The 18,210-nt window shown below is 65.7% G+C and carries 17 protein-coding genes; 1 reads left to right on the forward strand and 16 read right to left on the reverse strand.

The window, feature by feature from the left end; genetic code table 11:
* Positions 1 to 2: 2 nt before the first annotated feature.
* A complete protein-coding gene (locus FHX72_RS04890; protein ID WP_377606559.1) occupies positions 3 to 1,007 on the reverse strand; it encodes an AAA family ATPase in 1,005 nt (334 codons plus the stop codon).
* A 136-nt stretch (positions 1,008 to 1,143) separates the two neighbouring features.
* The gene (locus FHX72_RS04895) at positions 1,144 to 2,481 is read right to left on the reverse strand and encodes a M50 family metallopeptidase (RefSeq protein ID WP_167349084.1); all 1,338 of its coding nucleotides are present in this window, start codon (positions 2,479 to 2,481) and stop codon (positions 1,144 to 1,146) included.
* 111 nt (positions 2,482 to 2,592) lie between these two features.
* On the opposite strand from FHX72_RS04895, the gene FHX72_RS04900 reads away from it, so the two are divergent.
* On the forward strand, positions 2,593 to 3,606 hold the full coding sequence (locus FHX72_RS04900) for an asparaginase (RefSeq protein ID WP_068480232.1): 1,014 nt from the start codon (positions 2,593 to 2,595) through the stop codon (positions 3,604 to 3,606).
* Between the two features lie 18 nt (positions 3,607 to 3,624).
* Here FHX72_RS04900 and FHX72_RS04905 read toward each other — a convergent pair whose 3' ends face one another.
* From FHX72_RS04905 to FHX72_RS04970, 14 genes are all read right to left on the reverse strand, one after another.
* Positions 3,625 to 6,564 (reverse strand): FtsK/SpoIIIE domain-containing protein, encoded by a 2,940-nt coding sequence (locus tag FHX72_RS04905; RefSeq protein WP_183623343.1) that lies wholly within the window; start codon positions 6,562 to 6,564, stop codon positions 3,625 to 3,627.
* Positions 6,554 to 7,636, reverse strand: coding sequence for a DUF4192 family protein (locus FHX72_RS04910; protein WP_068480225.1), 1,083 nt, complete (start codon positions 7,634 to 7,636; stop codon positions 6,554 to 6,556). Before FHX72_RS04910 ends, FHX72_RS04905 begins: the two co-directional genes overlap by 11 nt.
* A 170-nt stretch (positions 7,637 to 7,806) precedes the next feature.
* Positions 7,807 to 8,544 (reverse strand): DUF5684 domain-containing protein, encoded by a 738-nt coding sequence (locus FHX72_RS18530; protein ID WP_221186710.1) that lies wholly within the window; start codon positions 8,542 to 8,544, stop codon positions 7,807 to 7,809.
* 171 nt (positions 8,545 to 8,715) lie between these two features.
* Complete coding sequence (locus FHX72_RS04920) at positions 8,716 to 9,531, reverse strand: YaaA family protein (RefSeq protein WP_068480219.1); 816 nt, start codon at positions 9,529 to 9,531, stop codon at positions 8,716 to 8,718.
* Entirely contained in the window at positions 9,528 to 9,806 is a 279-nt protein-coding gene (locus tag FHX72_RS04925) for a F0F1 ATP synthase subunit epsilon (protein ID WP_183623346.1), read from the reverse strand. Before FHX72_RS04925 ends, FHX72_RS04920 begins: the two co-directional genes overlap by 4 nt.
* Positions 9,807 to 9,808: 2 nt before the next feature.
* Entirely contained in the window at positions 9,809 to 11,275 is a 1,467-nt protein-coding gene (gene atpD, locus FHX72_RS04930; protein WP_068480213.1) for a F0F1 ATP synthase subunit beta, read from the reverse strand.
* Between the two features lie 30 nt (positions 11,276 to 11,305).
* Positions 11,306 to 12,202, reverse strand: coding sequence for a F0F1 ATP synthase subunit gamma (locus FHX72_RS04935; protein WP_068480210.1), 897 nt, complete (start codon positions 12,200 to 12,202; stop codon positions 11,306 to 11,308).
* Positions 12,203 to 12,240: 38 nt separating this feature from the next.
* Positions 12,241 to 13,866, reverse strand: coding sequence for a F0F1 ATP synthase subunit alpha (atpA, locus tag FHX72_RS04940; RefSeq protein ID WP_068480207.1), 1,626 nt, complete (start codon positions 13,864 to 13,866; stop codon positions 12,241 to 12,243).
* Positions 13,867 to 13,918: 52 nt separating this feature from the next.
* Positions 13,919 to 14,710 (reverse strand): F0F1 ATP synthase subunit delta, encoded by a 792-nt coding sequence (locus tag FHX72_RS04945; RefSeq protein ID WP_183623348.1) that lies wholly within the window; start codon positions 14,708 to 14,710, stop codon positions 13,919 to 13,921.
* Positions 14,710 to 15,279 carry a F0F1 ATP synthase subunit B gene (locus FHX72_RS04950; RefSeq protein ID WP_068480201.1) on the reverse strand — a complete coding sequence of 190 codons (570 nt, stop codon included), beginning with the start codon at positions 15,277 to 15,279 and terminating at the stop codon, positions 14,710 to 14,712. Before FHX72_RS04950 ends, FHX72_RS04945 begins: the two co-directional genes overlap by 1 nt.
* Before the next feature lie 12 nt (positions 15,280 to 15,291).
* Entirely contained in the window at positions 15,292 to 15,522 is a 231-nt protein-coding gene (atpE, locus tag FHX72_RS04955) for an ATP synthase F0 subunit C (protein WP_068480198.1), read from the reverse strand.
* Between the two features lie 58 nt (positions 15,523 to 15,580).
* The gene (gene atpB, locus FHX72_RS04960; protein ID WP_183623350.1) at positions 15,581 to 16,381 is read right to left on the reverse strand and encodes a F0F1 ATP synthase subunit A; all 801 of its coding nucleotides are present in this window, start codon (positions 16,379 to 16,381) and stop codon (positions 15,581 to 15,583) included.
* Between the two features lie 180 nt (positions 16,382 to 16,561).
* Positions 16,562 to 17,002 (reverse strand): Cg1360 family ATP-synthase-associated protein, encoded by a 441-nt coding sequence (locus FHX72_RS04965; protein ID WP_068480195.1) that lies wholly within the window; start codon positions 17,000 to 17,002, stop codon positions 16,562 to 16,564.
* Entirely contained in the window at positions 16,999 to 18,210 is a 1,212-nt protein-coding gene (locus FHX72_RS04970; RefSeq protein WP_068480191.1) for an MraY family glycosyltransferase, read from the reverse strand. The genes FHX72_RS04965 and FHX72_RS04970 overlap by 4 nt, the downstream gene beginning before the upstream one ends.

An 18,210-nucleotide genomic window follows, 5' to 3' on the forward strand; every position in this document is an offset into this window, starting at 1 on the left:
CGTCACGGAGTGCGGACTGCCCCGAGCACGGCGTCGATGATCTGTTCGACACGAACTCCCGTGGCGTCCGCTTCGAAGCCGAGGATGATGCGGTGGCGGAGGATGCGGTGCGCGAGCCTGCGGACGTCCTCTGGCACGACGTGGTCGCGTCCCTGCAGGAGGGCAACAGCCCTCGCGCCCTTGGCGAAGTTGATCGAGGCGCGCGGCGAGGCGCCGACCTCAACGAGCCTCGCGAGCTCGGGGGCGATGTACTCACCCGCATGCCGAGTGACGTAGACGAGCCCGACGATGTACTCGGTGATCGCCTTGTCGACGTACACGCGAGAAGTCAGATCCTGGAGCCGCGTGACATCCTGCAGACCAACGGCCGCCGGCTCCCCGTGCTCGAAGACGCCCTCGTCGATGCGCCGCAGGATCTCGGCCTCCTCGGCGGGGTTCGGGTACTCGAGCACGTCCTTGAGCATGAAGCGGTCGAGCTGCGCCTCAGGCAGCACGTACGTGCCCTCCTGCTCGATCGGGTTCTGCGTCGCGATCACGAGGAACGGGTCAGGCAGTGGGTAGAGCGTGCCGCCGATCGTGGTCTGCCGCTCCTGCATCGCCTCGAGCATGGCCGACTGCGTCTTCGCGCTCGAGCGGTTGATCTCATCGAGCAGCACGAAGTTCGCGTGCACTGGCCCAAGCTGTGTTGAGAAGCGGTGCTCTGCGGCGTCGTAGATCTGCGTGCCGACGATGTCGGATGGCAGGAGGTCAGGTGTGCACTGGATGCGGCTGAACGAGCCGCGCACGGACTGCGCGAGGGTCTGGGCTGCTGTGGTCTTCGCCAGCCCGGGCACCGACTCCAGGAGGACGTGGCCACCGGCCATGAGCCCGACGAGCAGCGTCTCGCGGAGCTGCGTCTGTCCGACGACCTTGTGCGCGAAGGCCTGCGAAACAGCCCCAATGGAACGCCCCGCTTCCTGGAGCTCCTGCTGGCTGAGCTTGAGCTGCTGACCGCCGACAATCGTCACGGATCCCTCTTCCTGCGGCTGGACTCGCCTGCCGACTCTTCTGGTCTCGTCTCGTGCACTTAGGTCAATGCCATAGGAAAGCGTAGTGATCCTTCCGCGTGCTCGCTGTCAGGCTCCAGGAAGGCCCCTCGCGGAGCTACTCGAACAGACGAATCGGGTTCACGATGTCGACGTAGATGAACAGCGCACTCATCGCCATGAGGCACCCGGCGATGACCAGCGTCACCGGCAGGAGCTTCGCCGTATCGAAGGGTCCGGGGTCTGGCCGCCCGAAGAGCTTCGCGAGTCTGCGGCGGATGCCGTCGATGAGCGCGGCGAGAATGTGCCCTCCGTCGAGCGGCGGAAGGGGCACGAGGTTGATGACCCCGAGTGCGATGTTCACCGACGCCACCAGCTGGACGATGGTTGCGACCCGATCGACGACCGGGATGCTGGTCTCGGCCGCCACCTCGCCCGTGATCCGCCCGACTCCCACGACGCTCATAGGTCCGTTCGGGTCTCGTTCTGCACCCCCGAAGCCTGCGTTCCACATCTCCACGATGCGTTCCGGGATCGTGATGAGGAAGTTGCCGACCGCCCGTACGTTGGCTTCTGCCATCGTGAAGGCGTAGAGAGGCGACTGCCTCGTGCGCTCCTGGGTGGGGGTGATGCCGACGAAGCCGACTTCCTCGGTCACGTACGAACCGTCGGCAGACTCGACACGAGCTCCCGTGAGGTCGTCGAGCTGGTACACCGTGTTCACGCGCGGTGTGAGCTCGAGCTGCAGCTGCTCTCCAGCGCGGTCGACGCCGAGCAAGATCGGCGCTCCAGGGCTCACTCGAATGGCGTCCTGGAGAACGTCCCAGTTCTCTGCCGCGACCCCATCGACGCTCGTGATCGTGTCGCCTGGCATGAGCCCGGCTTCGAAGGCGGGCGCCGGCGTCTCACACGGCTCCCCCTCGGCAGGGGCGGCCGTCCCGGCGGGGACGACGCATTCGTAGACCGTGCCGACCGTCGTGCTCGGCTGGTAGAGACCAAATCCCGAGCAGACGATCATGAAGCCCAGGATGGCGATGACGAAGTTCATAGCGGGACCGCCCACCATGATGACGATCCGCTTCCAGACGGGGAGGGACGAGTACGTGCGGGATTCCTCGCCAGGGGCGACGCCCTCGGCTGAGGCGAGCCTGGCGTCGTCGATCATGCTCGACATGAACCCTGTGCCGCCCGTGCGGGCGGCCTCCCCGGGCTTGGCCGGTGGGTACATGCCGATCATCGCCACGTAGCCACCAAGAGGGATTGCCTTCACGCCGTACTCCGTCTCCCCTCGCTTACGCGAGAAGAGCGTCGGTCCGAAGCCGATCATGTACTGCGTGACGCGCACCCCGAATCGCTTGGCGGGGACGAGGTGGCCCACTTCGTGCAACGCGATCGACGCCGCGAGGCCGATGACTGCGGCCAGCACGCCGACGATGAAGAGCAAGACAGATTCCACGGGGGTCAAGCGTAGACCCGCCGAGCCAGGCACTTGCTGTCGATCCGCCTTGCCGCCGGGCCGAGCGCCTGCCAGAGCTGCGCGGTTGCTACCCCGTAGGCTTGCCCGATCATGAGCGAAGCATCAACGCTGCAGGCCGCAGCCGCCGTCGAACTCGCAGTTGTCGTCCGCTCGGGATTCATCGAATCCAGACACGTCGGAGCTGCTGTGCTCACCAGCACGGACGCCACCATCCGCGCGGAGCTCGGAGATGGGCACCAGCCAGTGTTCCCTCGATCGACGCTCAAGCTGTTCCAGGCGCAGACCGCGCTTGCCCTCGGCGCGCGGCTCAACGACGAGCAGACCGCGATCGCCTGCGGCAGCCACTCTGGCTCCCCTGCGCACGTCGCGCACGTGCGCGAGATCCTGCATGCGAGCGGACTCGACGACCGCGCGCTCGCGTGCCCAGCGTCCTGGCCTCGAGACCGTGCATCCCGCGATGCGCTGGTTCGCGCTGGCGAGGCCTCCTCAGCCGTGTACATGGAGTGCAGCGGCAAGCACGCTGCGATGCTGGCGGCGTGCGTCGCGCAGGGCTGGCCAACCGACGGGTACCTGGCCGTCGAGCATCCCCTCCAGGTTGCCATCAGGGACACGATCGAGCGTATGACCAGGGAACGCCCGAGTGCCGTCGGGATCGACGGCTGCGGCGCGCCCGTCTTCGCCGTGAGCCTCGTCGGGCTGGCGGCCGCGGCCAGTCGGCTCGCTACGGCAAGTGCGTCCTCGCCCTTCCCGCTGTTCAAGGCAGCCGCCGCCGTCTGGCGGTCAGTGCTCTCGAACGGGTGGCTCATCGAGGGGCACGGCCGGCCGAACTCGCTGGTCATCTCGGAGCTCGGCGTCCTGGCGAAATCGGGAGCTGAGGGCGTGCTTCTGCTCGCGGCGCCTGACGGCACAGCCGTGGCTCTGAAGATGCTCGACGGCTCCAACCGAGGCACGACCCTCGTCGGCTTGCAGCTGCTCGTCGCTGCGGGCGCAGTCGATGTGAGCCGAGTGCAGCAACTCCTGCCGCGCCTCGGGCTCGAGGTGCTCGGCGGTGGGGTGCTTGTCGGCGAGATCATGGTCGGCGCCGGAGTGCCCACGAGCCTGTAGCGCCGCCGCGAGCCCGCCTCAGACGGTCCCGGATTCAGGCGTTCCCGGCTCAGGCGTTCCCGGTTCAGGATCAGACCAACGGATGCGGACCATCCTGCCCTCGGTGTCGCGCAGGACCGCGCTGCGGGACGAGTCGGTCGTGAGCGGCGGCAAGGGGTCGCCCCTGAAGAACGCGCGATGCTCGCCCGGAGTCACGCCAGACAGCAGGACGTGATGTTCCGTGGAGAGCCTCGAAAGGGCCCCGAACTGCGACTGCCACCCCTCCGGATCACCGATGACAGCTCTCGGGCGGGCCGAATGCGGCTTCTCGCCGGCTCGCACGCCGGACAGGCTCGAGCCCTCGGCACGCCAGTCCGCGAGTTCGATGCACTCGAAGCCCCGCCCCTCCAGGACACGCCGGAGGGCAGCCCGCTGCCGCGCGACGACCAACAGCTCGTTCCCGAGCTCGTTCCGGTCATCGGCAGGGGAAGGCGCGGGCAGGTCCGGGAAAGCGACAAGCCCCGAGCCCATCCGGCGGAGCTCCTCGGTCGCTCGAGCCACCTGACACTCGAGTCCACGCCAGACTGCCCGCCCTGGCGGAGCGTCGGCACGGTGATCACGTGCCTCGCCTCCGGCCATGACAAAGCCGGCTCGGTCTCCCCCGACAAGACGCAGCGTCTGGGCAGTGGCGGAGACAAGAGGCGCGGTCCCTCCCGTCACCCGACTCAGGGAGAAGACCAGCGCAGGTGAAGCCGAGGCAGAGTGCCTGACGAGTCGCTCGAGCTTCTCGACCACCGCAGTTCGATGTGGCTCCTCGATGCCGGCGAGGAGCACATCGATGTCGTCGATGACCAGAAGCCCCGGCTGTGCTGTGAGGTCGTCCGCGAACAGCTGGTCCCAGGCCGACTCGACGTCTGAGTCGAGAACAACAACACGGCGGGCCACGAGGCTGACCGCTGCTCGTGCAGCCTCGACAAGCACCGCGAGGCAGGCGGACTTGCCCGTGCGTGGGCCGCCGATCACCACCAACGCGCCCAACGCTGTGTCCAGCCGCGCGGGCGACTGCCGCCTGGCAAGCGTGTCGTCGAGTACACCGAACGCGACCCCGGTCCCGTCCGAGGCAAGCTCAGCCAGCTTGATCTGCGGGGGAAGTGCCGGGAGCCAGGGGCGACCTGGGGAGGCGTAACCGAGGTGCGCTTCCCGCTCCACCGCCGCCTCAGTGAGTCGGGCGATCGTTCGGCGCTCGCGCTGTTCGACCTGAACCTCCGTGATCCGATCACCGGCAGCGACAAGGGCGCGCCCCGGTGAAGCGGCGGGCAGGCGGGCGGCGGATGCGCTGCCGAGCAACGCGGTGCTATCGGCGTCCGAGATCACTCGAAGGCACACGCGGACGCCGCAGTTCGCGAGCGTCGCGCCTCGAACGGCGACCGCGGGTTGCTGGGCGCAGAGGACAAGGTGCATCCCAAGGCTTCTCCCCCTCGCCGAGATATCCGCGAAGAGTTCCTGCAAGTCCGCTCCGGCGTCGACGAGCGCCTGGTACTCGTCCACGAGGATGACAAGTCGCGGGAGGCCGGGCAGTTGGCCGATGTCCGCCACGCCAGCAGCACGAAGGGCGAGCTCGCGCTCGCGCACTTCTGCGCCGAGGCTGATCGCTGCCCGGCGCGCTTCGCTCGCGTCCAGGTCCGTGACGATCCCCACACAGTGTGGAAGCGAGGCTATCGGGTCGAACGTGGCCCCGCCCTTGAAATCGAAGCAGAGAATCTGGACCTCACGAGTAGACCTTGCTTCCGTCATCGCGAGCACCCAGGTCATGAGCAGCTCGCTCTTGCCGGATCCTGTCGTGCCACCGATGACTGCGTGCGGACCGGCGCGAACGAGATCGATACCGAACGGTGCTCCGCCGCTGGTGCCGAGCACCGCATGCAGCGACGATGGTCCTCGGGCCGCTTGCCCCACGGCGGCCTCCGCTTGCACGGTTGCCCCATCGAACAAAGACTGCCCGTGCGTCGTGTCACTGGGAGGGCTCGTGCCAGCGGCGTCGAGCCAGGCAAGACTGCAGGCGCGCATCTCCTCTGCCGTGACGAAAGCAGGACGCAGCGTCAGCCGCTGCCCGCCGCTGAGCTCGACTCGCGCGCTCGAGGTGTCCTCGAGTTGTAGGCGCACCACGGGAGCGGGCAGCGCCGAGCTCTCCGCCCGGCTCACCGGGGCGCCGGCTCCCCTGAGGTCGAGGAGGAGCTCCCGCGGTCCAGTCTCGGACCCGGACGCGGCATCGATCCAGCTCCACGGCATGCCAAGAACGGCAAGCTCGCGAGCTAGGAGCGACGCTAGCTCTCCTCGGGCTATGCCGGGCACCGGAGCTGATCCATGGCCCTGCAGGAGCAACGCACGCCCCGCCGCCAGGACGAGCTGATGTGGGCCACTGACGGCGACTCTTGCGGCGTCCGGCAGGACGGGGGCTTCTCGGTGCGTGAAGTGGTTTTCGAGTTCTCGTCGGGCAGACGGGGGCAGATCTCTCAGCTCTCCCCTGACCTGGATGCGCGCCCTCACCGAGCCGAACCCAAGGCTGACCGAGACGGCGGACAGTTCACGCTCGCCAGCCACGAGCGCCCGCGCGCCCGGCGCGGAGCGGTGGAGGGCGACCAGGTCCTCCCTGGCGAGCTGAGCTGCCTGACGCACGCAGGTGTGCAGCTCCCGGTCGAACGATGCCAGCGCCCTCGCCTGCTCTGCACGCACTTGACGGCGCGCCTCAACGTAATTGGCAACAGCCAGAGCCGGACCGAGTACCGCAAAGGCGAGCATCGCGGGAGACCCGAGCAGCAGCCACAGCGCGATGGATACGACAACCGGGGCCACGGCCATGACAACCGGGAACGGCACAGCTCGAGGTTCGGCGAGTGGCGCGGGGAGGTGCAGCTCCCCATCGTTCAGCTCGAAACGGAGTGATGCAGACCCCGGCCCGGCGGATGACTCAGCTGTCACGCCTGAGAGCGGACGCGGATTCGGTTTCCTCATTCCACTCCTCGACGACCGAGAGCCACGGAGCCACGACGTTCCGCTCGACAAGCCAGGCGACGCTCGACGCCAGGGAGTCATCCGGTCTGACCGACAGCGCGCTCTGCGCGAAGGACGCGGCGGCGCTCGAGCGCCCGGAGGCCCACTCGAGCCAGCTGAGGCCCGCGAGGAGCCCAGACTCGTCGTCGAGATCGACAAGCGCGGCCAGCTCTCGCAGCACCCTGACCGCACCGCGGACGCGCTTGCGCGAGAACGCCGGCAGTCGGGGCTGTTCGCTCTCGCCGATGACGGTGCCCCAGACCTGGGCCAGCGAGAGCAGTCCATCACTCGCGCCGAAAGCGATGGTCACGAGCAGGAGCTCAGACGTGTGACGGCCCCGGAGCATGCAGAGGAGCTGCGCGAGCCTCGCGTCATCTGGGCCAGCAGAGAGGCTCGCGGGGGCGAATGACGTCAGCCAGCCTCGACGCATCGACGTCAGGTCTTCCTCTCCGTCGTGCAGCTGCCAGTGGCGCTCGTCGGCCTCGGCGAAGGCAAGCCTTCTGCTTCTCGAGGCAGGAGCGACGGCAGAGTCGTCGACGGGCTTCGGGGCGGCATCCAGCCAGCTCTGCTGAGTTCCGAGTCCCCGTGGGCCGATGTCGCAGCAGTCAGGATCGTCGCAACCGTAGACGCCCCAGGCATCCGAGGCCCGGCAGATGCAGAGCACAACCTCGATTCCTGCCCTGTCCGACGCAGCCACGAGCTCTTCCGCAAGCCAGGAGAACGGTGGCCTCGGCCCAACGCCGAATGGCAGGTCGGGGCTCAGCACGAAAACAACACGCTCGATGCTGTTCAGATGCGCCAGGTGTCCGACTACAGCGTTGGCGTACGCGCCTCGGACCGGAGGCCGCCCCGGTACCACCGGCAGATCGAATCGGAGAACCACCCCACCCCGCTTTCCGCTGAGCGGGATGGCCACAAGCGAGCCAACGGGCGAATAGCCCAGGAGGCGTGGCACGGCGTCGAGGATCTGTTTTGGGGTGCTGAGTCGAATCTGTTCCATGCCCAGAAGCTAGGCCGATGGACAATCAAGCTTCGCCACGAGGTGTTCCGCTGTGGACAGCCGCGCACAGACAGCGCTGTGACAACAGAGTGAACGCAGAAACACGGCCCGCGGATTGACTCCGCGGACCGTGTTCGATACCTGCCTGCTCGGGTATCAGCGCTCAGACATTACTGCTGAGGAGGCGTCTGCTGACCGTAGGGCTGCTGGTTCTCGGGTGCCTGCCCGAGCGGTGGCTGCTGGACAGGAGCCTGCCCGTACGCCTGCTGGGCCGGAGCCTGCTGGCCGGAGGGCTGCGCGGGTGCCTGGCCGTATGGCTGCTGGGCCGGCGGCTGTCCGTAGCCCTGCGTGGGAGCCTGACCGTACCCCTGCTGCGCGGGAGCCTGACCGTACTGCGCAGGGGACTGACCGTAGCCCTGCTGAACGGGCGCCTGCCCGTAGGCCTGAGCCGGTGCACCCTGCTGGTAGCCGACCGCGCCCTGGGGCTGACCGTACTGCTGACCGCCGAGGTTCATGAGCGCAGGGTTCCAGCGTGAGCTGTCGAACCCGACGATCGCGAACCAGACGATGGGAAGGAAGATGTAGAGCAGGACCCAGACACCGCTCTTGCCGAAGCCGAGCCCGACGCGGTACGCGGCGATGGCCAGGAGCACGACGAGGGCAATGTTGACGCCGGGGATGAAGCCCACGAGCACCCACCATCCCGGGAACCCGGCAGCCTCGACGAAGGTCCACGAGTTGTAGACCGGTACCCAGGCCTTCCAAGCCTCGATTCCCATCTTCGTGAACACCTTCGACATCAGCCACGATGACAGGGCATAAGCACCGAGGACCAAGACGAGCCATAGGAGGATCCCTATGGCGCCGAATCCTGCCGCGGCTTGATCGCCGTGAGGGATGAATTCCATGGAGGAGTCACTTTCTGATATTCAATGCGCGCTTGCGTCGCGCGCGGGGAGTGCACGTGAGTGAGTATTCGCAGACACTGTACAAATTAGCGGCGTTTTGCCGACTTTGTCGATGGGGAGACCTGCCCGTGGCGAATGCTTCACATTCAGCGCCCCACGTTGGCTCGTTACTCAAGCCCCTTCTGGAACGATGAGCCGCGCCAATCCACTGCTCGTCGACTCGAGCTCCCAGCCCGCATCTCGGCAGAAGGCCGCCAAGTCATCAGCGCCCTGAAGCGCGTCAGCGCGCTCGGGCTCCGCAGCGGCAAGGGAGATCAGGCCGCGCGTGAAGAGGCCTTTGCCGCGTTTGTTGAAGTGGTTGAGCGAGCGCAGGGTTCCATCCGGCGAGCGAGAGACCACGTCGATGGACACGTGCTGAGGTGCGGCCTCAACCGGACCGAGCGCCGCGTACGCCTTCGAACGAAGATCGACGACGAGTCCCCTGTGGGCAGCGAGAGCCTCTCGCGTGACGGGTGCCCATCTGTTGGTCGCAGCTACTCCGCCGAGTCGCGATGCCGCGGACAGTCGGTAGGCCGGGATGCCTTCTCCCCCACCCACAAGGCCGAAGAGCGCGGAGTGAACAGCCACGTGGTGCGAAGCCCAGCTGAGCTGATGAGCCGTGAGGGTCGGCGCGTCGAGCGCGTCATAGAGCACCCCCGTGTAGCGCAGCAGTGCTGGCATGCGCGGCGCCGAGCGCAGGCTACGGTTCCTGTCGAGCTCGACCGCTGCCTGCTTCTCAGAGATCTTGAGCACTTTGCGTGCCGTGTCCTGATCGTGCGAGAGGTGAGAGAGCTGGTCGGCGACGAGCTCCCGAGTCTCGGTGAACGTCTCCGCCCAGCTGAGCCCGCCTGCTTCGGGGCTCTCGACCAGTTCACCTGTAAACGCAGCGTTGCCGCCGTCCCGTTTAGTTTCGGACGGCGGCAACAGCAGCAGGAGACCTTCGGTCACTCCCCGGAGACGAGTTCAGCCTCGCCAGCGACGACAGTGACGACGTCGCTGTTCACCGAGAGGAAGCCGCCCTCGGCGTTGGCGACGATCTTCGATCCGTCAGCGGCCGTGATGCGAACCTGGCCGGAGCCCAGAGCCGCGAGCACAGGCTCGTGGCCGGAGAGGATTCCGATCTCGCCTTCTGAGGTGCGAGCGACGACCATGGTCGCGCTGCCTTCCCAGACGAGCTTGGTTGCTTCGACGACCTTGACGGTCAGTTCGCCTTTGACTGCCATGACTATGCGTTGTCCTTCTGCATCTGAGCCCACTTCTCTTCAACATCGTTGATTCCACCGACGTTGAAGAAGGCCTGCTCGGCGACGTGGTCGAAGTCGCCCTTGGCGATGGCGTCGAACGACTCGATGGTCTCCTTGAGCGGAACCGTCGAACCCTCGACACCTGTGAACTTCTTCGCCATGTAGGTGTTCTGCGAGAGGAACTGCTGGATGCGGCGAGCGCGGGAGACGGTGATCTTGTCTTCCTCGGAGAGCTCGTCGACACCGAGGATCGCGATGATCTCCTGCAGTTCCTTGTTCTTCTGGAGGATCTGCTTAACCTCGGTCGCGACCCGGTAGTGGTCTGCGCCCAGGTACCGCGGGTCGAGGATGCGGCTCGTCGAGGTGAGCGGGTCGATGGCCGGGTAGAGGCCCTTCGACGCGATCTCTCGGGAGAGCTCCGTCGTTGCATCGAGGTGCGCGAACGTCGTTGCGGGCGCCGGGTCGGTGTAGTCGTCAGCAGGCACGTAGATGGCCTGGAGCGACGTGATCGAGTGGCCGCGCGTCGACGTGATGCGCTCCTGGAGCACACCCATCTCGTCCGCGAGGTTCGGCTGGTATCCAACGGCTGACGGCATACGGCCGAGCAGCGTGGAGACCTCGGAACCGGCCTGCGTGAAGCGGAAGATGTTGTCGATGAAGAGGAGCACGTCCTGCTTCTGCACGTCACGGAAGTACTCAGCCATGGTGAGGGCCGAGAGCGCAACGCGAAGTCGCGTTCCTGGCGGCTCGTCCATCTGGCCGAACACTAGGGCCGTCTTGTCGAAGACCCCAGCCTCTTCCATTTCGTAGATGAGGTCGTTGCCCTCACGGGTGCGCTCGCCGACACCGGCGAACACGGAGACGCCACCGTGGTCCTGAGCGACTCGCTGAATCATCTCCTGGATGAGGACCGTCTTGCCGACACCGGCTCCACCGAAGAGGCCGATCTTTCCACCCTGAACGTACGGGGTGAGGAGGTCGATGCTCTTGATACCGGTCTCGAAGAGCTCGGTCTTCGACTCGAGCTGGTCGAAGGCCGGGGGCTCACGGTGGATGGGCCAGCGCTCGGTGATCTCGTAGGGCTCGGTGAGCATGGTCTCGTTGAGCACTTCACCGGTGACGCTGAAGACCTTGCCCTTGGTGACGTCGCCGACGGGCACCGAGATCGGTGCGCCGGTGTCGCGAACTTCCTGGCCGCGGACAAGTCCGTCGGTGGGCTTGAGCGCGATGGCGCGAACGAGGTCGTCGCCGAGGTGCTGTGCAACCTCGAGCGTGAGCTTGAGCGACTGGTCACCGAGGGTGACCTCGGTCTCGAGCGCGTGGTAGATGCCTGGGATGGCGTCGTGCGGGAACTCGATGTCGACAACGGGACCCGTGACACGGGCGATCCGGCCGACACCGGCCGGAGCCTTCGTGTCTTCCCTGTCGGAGACGATGTGCGTCGTCATGTCTTGTCCTTTTCTTGCGTGTTCGCGCGGTTATGCGGTTGCGAGCGCGTCCGCGCCGCCCACGATCTCGGAAATCTGCTGCGTGATCTCTGCCTGGCGCGCGTTGTTCGCGAGCCTGGTGTAGTCGCGCACCAGGGTGTCTGCGTTGTCGGAAGCCGCGCTCATGGCGCGCTGGCGGGCAGCGTGCTCGGATGCGGCGGAGTGCAGCATGGCGTTGAAGAGGCGCGCCTGGATGTAGTCGGGAAGCAGTGCGTGGAGCACCGTCTCTGCATCCGGCTCGAACTCGTACAGCGGGAGCAGCGGGGCCTCTTCGGCGACGTCGTCGCTTTCAACGACCTCGAGCGGCAGGAGCCGGACGACGGTCGGAGTCTGCGTGACCATCGACTGGAACCGGTTGTAGACGTAGTGGATTTCCTCTACGCCGCCTTCCTCGAACGGAATCGTGAACCGTTCGACCAGTGCCTCGCCGAGCTCCTTCGCGGTCTGGAAGACCGGGAGGTCGGTGGAACCCGTCCACTGCTTCTCGCTCGCACGCTTGCGGAAGGCGAAGTAGCCAACCGCCTTGCGACCGATGAGGTAGTGGACAACTTCCTTGCCCTCTGCCTCGAGCGAGTTCGTCAGGCCTTCGGCCTCGCGCAGAACGCTCGATGAGAAGGCTCCGTTGAGGCCTCGGTCGCTCGTGAAGACGACGACCGCGACACGGCGGACCTCTTCACGCTCGGTGACGAGGATGTGATCGATGTCCGTGTAGCTGGCGACAGCCGAGACTGCCTCGGTGATCGCCTGCGCGTACGGGTTCGACTCGGCCATGCGTTTCCGCGCCTTGGTGATGCGCGAAGTGGCGATCAGCTCCATGGCGCGGGTGACCTTCTTCATCGTCTGGGCAGACTTGATCTTCTGCCGGTAGACCCGAAGTTGTGCTCCCATGCTTCTCCTGTGCTCGTCGTCGAAGTCGTCGAGGGCGCCTAGCGGCGCTTCTTGACGATCTTCTCCTGCTCGATCTCGTCAGCGGCGACCTGTTCGGCGCTAGCGACGAGCGGAGTTCCGTCGTTCTTGAGGTACGTCTTCGAGAAGGCGTCGACACCGTCGGCCATGGCCTTCAGCGTGTCGTCTTCGAGCTTTCCGCTGTCGCGGAGGCGGCCGAGGACGTCGGTGTTGCGCTCGAGGTACTCGAGAAGCTCGCGCTCGAAGCGCAGGATCTCGTCGACCGGGACCAGGTCCAGCTTGCCGTTCGTGCCGGCCCAGATCGCGACGACCTGCTGCTCGACGGGGTACGGCGAGTACTGCGGCTGCTTGAGGAGCTCGGTGAGGCGTGCGCCACGTTCGAGCTGCTTGCGCGTCGTCGCGTCGAGGTCGGACGCGAACATCGCGAATGCCTGCTGCGAACGGTACTGGGCCAGCTCGAGCTTGAGCGTTCCCGAGACCTTCTTGATGTGCTTCTGCTGGGCGTCGCCACCGACTCGCGAGACGGAGATACCGACGTCGACCGCTGGACGCTGGTTGGCGTTGAAGAGGTCGGACTGCAGGAAGATCTGGCCATCGGTGATCGAGATCACGTTGGTCGGGATGTACGCCGAGACGTCGTTGGCCTTGGTCTCGATGATCGGAAGACCGGTCATCGAGCCTGCTCCCATCGCGTCGGAGAGCTTTGCGCAACGCTCGAGGAGGCGGGAGTGCAGGTAGAACACGTCTCCCGGGTATGCCTCGCGGCCCGGCGGACGGCGCAGGAGGAGCGAGACGGCGCGGTAGGCCTCAGCCTGCTTCGACAGGTCATCGAAGACGATGAGGACGTGCTTACCCTCGTACATCCACTGCTGGCCGATGGCCGAGCCCGTGTACGGAGCGAGGTACTTGAAGCCGGCGGGGTCGGAGGCGGGAGACGCGACGATGGTCGTGTACTCCATGGCTCCTGCGTCTTCCAGCGCGCCCTTGACGGAGGCGATGGTCGAGCCCTTCTGGCCGACGGCAACGTAGATGCAGCGCACCTGCTTGTTGACGTCTCCGGACTCCCAGTTGGCCTTCTGGTTGATGATCGCGTCGATCGCGATCGCCGTCTTGCCGGTCTGGCGGTCGCCGATGATGAGCTGGCGCTGGCCACGGCCAACGGGGATCATCGCGTCGATCGCCTTGATGCCAGTCTCGAGCGGCTCGTGCACCGACTTGCGGTCCATGACGCCTGGCGCCTGGAGCTCGAGGGCGCGTCGGCCGGACGTGGCGATCTCGCCGAGTCCGTCGATTGCGTTGCCGAGCGGGTCGACGACACGGCCGAGGTAGCCCTCGCCGACGGGAACGGAGAGGACCTCGCCGGTGCGGCGGACTTCCATGCCCTCGACGATGCCCTGGAACTCGCCGAGGACGATGACGCCAATGCTGCTCTCGTCGAGGTTCTGTGCGAGGCCGAGCGTTCCATCAGCGAAGGTGATGAGTTCGTTGGCCATGACGCCAGGGAGACCCTCGACGTGCGCGATGCCGTCCGAGGCGTCAACCACGGTGCCGACCTCGGTCGCCGTGGCGCCTTCCGGACGGTATGAGGAAGCGAACTGCTGAAGCGCGTCGCGGATCTCATCCGGATTGATTGTGAGTTCTGACATGTTCTTCCCTTGTCGTCCGGGGCCTCGCCCCGAGAGTTTCAGTGCGTGAGGCTCAGGCGAGCTGTAGGCGGAGGTTGTTGAGTCGAGCGGCGACACTGTCGTCGATAACGTCATCGCCAAGCTGCACGCGCAGACCGCCGATGATCTTCGGGTCGATGACTGTCGTGACGAAGACGCGTCGGTTGAAGCGACGCGTCAGGCCCGCCTCGAGCTTCGCAAGCTGCTCGGGAGCGAGCGGACTCGCCACCGTGACCGTTGCGACCGAACGGCCGGCCTGATCGGCAACCACTTCGCCTGCCCAGGTGAGGAGGCGACGAGTGCGGCGACCGAGCGGGTTACCTACGAGCTCGCGGAGGATCAGCAGGCTAGGCGCGCTGATCTTGCCCGCGAAGAGGCGCTCGACGAGCTGCGACTTGACAGCCGAGTCCCCGAGACGCGACCCGAGCGTGAGCTCGAGCTCCGGGTTGGCGCTGATCGTGTCAGCGACCGTGGTGAGTTCAGCGGCGATTGCCGACTGCTCGCCCGCGGTCTGGGCGGTGGCACGGACTGCGAGTTCCTGCAGGCCGAGTGCGAACTCATGGTTGCTCGACCAGGTCTGGCTGACAGCTTCCTGAAGGAGCTGCAGCGCACGCGGGCTCAGGTGAGAGCCGAAGACTCTCCCCGCGAGCTCGCGCCTGGCGCTGACGTCCGCGGCCGGGTTCGACAGTGCTACAAGGAGGTGCTGGTTGGCGCCCGCTGCGTTGACGGCAGCGAACACCTGCTCAGCGTCCCGTAGCTCTGCCTGGCCCCAGCCGTCGACGCTGTTCTTGAGGGCTGCCAGTGCGTGTCTGGTCGCGCTTCCCATCAGCTGTGCGTTCCTGCCTTCTGGTCATTGTCGAGCTCACTCAGGAACCGGTCGACGTAGGCCGTCGAACGGCTGTCCTCGCGCAGGCTCTCCCCGACGACGCCGGAGGCGAGGTCGAGGGCAAGCGTGCCCACTTCGGCGCGGAGCGAAACGATCGCCGTCTGGCGCTCCGCCTCGATCTGTGCCTTTGCGGAAGCGGTCATGCGGTCGAGCTCAGCCTGCGTCTCGGCCTTCTTCTGGACCTTGATCTGATCTGCGTCGACACGAGCCTGCTCGCGGATCTCCGCAGCTTCGGTTCGCGCGGCGGCAAGAAGCTTCTCGTTCTCGTCGCGCTTGGCAGCGGCCTCGGCCTGAGCGATCTCCGCCTTGCGGATACCGCCCTCGATCTGCGCTTCACGCTCGTCGAGGATCTTGCGCAGAGCCGGGATGGCGAATTTCCAGAAGAAGAGCGCGAGCACAACGAAGACAACCGCCGACCAGACGATGTCATACGTGGCGGGGAAGAGGACGTTGCCGCCTTCCTCCGCTGCAAGAGTCGACGTGATCGCCGACAGTGCGAAGGTGCTCATATGCGAACCCGCTTACTGGAAGATGAAGAACGTTGCCACGCCGATGAAGGCGAGCAGCTCGGTGAAGGCGATACCGAGGAACATGGTGACCTGAAGGCGGCCAGCCATCTCGGGCTGACGCGCCATGGCCTCGACGGTCTTGCCGGCGACGATACCGATACCGATACCGGGGCCGATTGCAGAGAGGCCGTAGCCGACGGTTGCGATGTTGCCGGAGAGCTCGGCGAGTGTGGTGGTTTCCACAGGGGTTTCCTTCCGTATGGGTGGTGAAGCAGGTTGCTTCGCGTGAGTCAGGTGGGTCTTAGTGGCTCTTGGCAGCGGCCTGCTGGATGAAGACCGCGGTGAGGAGCGTGAACACGAAGGCCTGGAGGACCGCCGCGAGGATCTCGACGAGCGTCATGACGAAGCCGCCGAGGAGCGTTACGACGCCGAAGCCGGCATCGAGGCCACCCATCGTGAAGACGAAGAAGTTGGTGGCGCTGAAGGTCAGCACGAGCAGCAAGTGGCCGACCATCATGTTGAGGAAGAGTCGAAGAGCGAGAGACACCGGGCGCACGATGAAGACGTTGATGAATTCGATCGGCGTGAGCAGGATGTACATGGGCCACGGGACACCGCTCGGGAACAGTGCGTTCTTGACGAACGTGCCGAAGCCGACCTCACGCGAACCTGCCCAGATGAAGGCGACGTAGGCGACGACGGCCAGGACCAGCGGCATGCCGATGAGCGAGGTTCCCGCGATGTTGAGTCCGGGGATGATGCCCGTGATGTTCATCGCGAAGATGCCGAAGAAGAGGGTTACGAGCAACGGCAGGTACTTGTGGCCGAGCTTCTCGCCGAGGATGCCGTCGGCGATCTGAGTCTTGACGAAGCCGATGGCGATTTCTGCGAGAGACTGCCCCTTGCCTGGGACGACCTTCGGCTTGCGGAGCGCAAGCCAGAAGACGAACATCAGGACGGCGACGGCCAGCAGACGCACCAGAAGGATGCGGTTGAGCTCGAAGGGTGTTCCGTCAAACAGGATCCCGGGGAGAAAGAACTCGTGGTCGAGGCTCGGCGGCTCGAAAGTCTTCTCTTCCGCGGCAGCGATGAAAACTGGCATGTTCAGGGCTGAGGCGAACAGAGCACTCTCCTGTCTCGGGGCGCAGCTGTCTTTGCTGCGCTTCGATGAGTTCGGGCGGGTGAGCACACGAGAAGGACACCTTCTCGGCTCACCTGGATCAGCCTATCAAGAAATCCCCAGGCAGGAGTGCACTTCAGGCCTCCTGAGCGAACTTTTCTACTATTTGTCGTCGCCGGGGAGGCGAACGTCGCTGACGTTGCCCATTCGACCGCGCACAACGCACACGACGTCGACGATCACCGTCGCGATGACGGCGACGACGAGGCACAGCCAGAGCGTGAAGAGGTGCACGATCGGAAGGTCCCTGATCAGGAAGAGCGCACCCAAGAAGACGATGAACTTGAGGATCCAGGCGCCGAGAATCGTGGCCATGAAGAAGATCTGGTCGAGGTGCGACGCGAGGATCACTGAGACGACCGTGATTCCCGTGAAGAGCAGCGTGATAGCCGCGGCGAAGAGGGCGCTCCAGAGCCCGTTGATGCCGACCACGAGGAAGCCGACGGCACCGCCGACGACGGCAACGGCGATCGCGACGACGACGGACCACTTCAGGATGCTCTTGAAGATCGGCACGGAGGTGGGGGTCGTAGAGGAGTTCATGCGTCCATTCCGGGTTCTGGTGCTGCCTTGAGCAGCGAGGCGTTTGCGTCGGCGAGCTCGTCGTGGGCGTTCTCTCCCGGAGCTTTCTGCGCCTGACGCTCTCGCGACTTGCGCCGGCTGAGCGGCGCCATGGTCACAAGCGTGCAGACGACGAAGCCGATGACGACGAAGCCGATGACAAGGCCGATTGGTATCGAGATCAGATCGGCCGCGAAGGCAAGGAGCGCCCCGACCGACACGACGGCTGTCCAGGAGTAGAAGACGACGACGGCCCATCGCTGGGAGTGTCCCATATCGAGCAGGCGGTGATGCAGGTGCTTCCGGTCGGCAGTGAACGGCGACTTTCCCGCCCTCATCCGCCGGAACACGGCGAGCGAGAAATCGAGCAACGGCACGATCAGTACTGCGAACGGGATGATCATCGGCAGGAAGGCGGGCCAAAGTTCCGTGCGGCTGATCGTCTGGGGGTCGACCTCGCCAGTGACTGCGACGGCACTCGCCGCCATGAGGAGTCCGACGAGCAGCGCTCCCCCGTCCCCCATGAACATCTTGGACGGGTACCAGTTGAGCACGAGGAAGCCGAGGCAGATGCCGATCACGATGGCCGAGAGGAGCGCTCCCATCGTGAAGCGCCCCGTCTGGCCCGCGAACTCGCTGAGCACGTAGCTGTAGACCAGGAAGACGCCGTTCGCGATGATCGCGACCCCTGCCACGAGGCCGTCGAGACCGTCGATGAAGTTGACCGCGTTCATGACGAGCACAACCGCAAGCACCGTGATGGCGATCGACATCCATTGGGAGCCTACTGTGATGCCACCGATAGGGAGGGACGTGATCGCGACCCCCTGCCAGGCGAGGAGGATGGCGGCGAGGATCTGGCCTGCCAGCTTCGTCATCCAGTCGAGGTCGATGAAGTCGTCGATGACGCCGATCAGAACGATGAGGGACGCCGCTCCGACAAGGGCCCAGATTCGACCCGGCTGCTCGAACACGAGCGAGAAGAACGGAATCTGGGAGGCGGCGGCAAGCGCCAGCAACATCCCGACGAACATGGCGACGCCACCGAGCCTGGGCTTGGGGGTCGTGTGCACGTCCCGGTCGCGGACTGGTGGGTACCACTTGTACCGCATCGCGAGTCGCCAGACACCGTAGACCAGCAGGAGCGTGACGAGCGCCGTGCCTACTACGAGGGCGAGGTAGATCCGCAC

Origin of the sequence: Pseudoclavibacter helvolus (genome assembly GCF_014191305.1) — a bacterium.
Classification (GTDB): domain Bacteria; phylum Actinomycetota; class Actinomycetes; order Actinomycetales; family Microbacteriaceae; genus Pseudoclavibacter; species Pseudoclavibacter helvolus.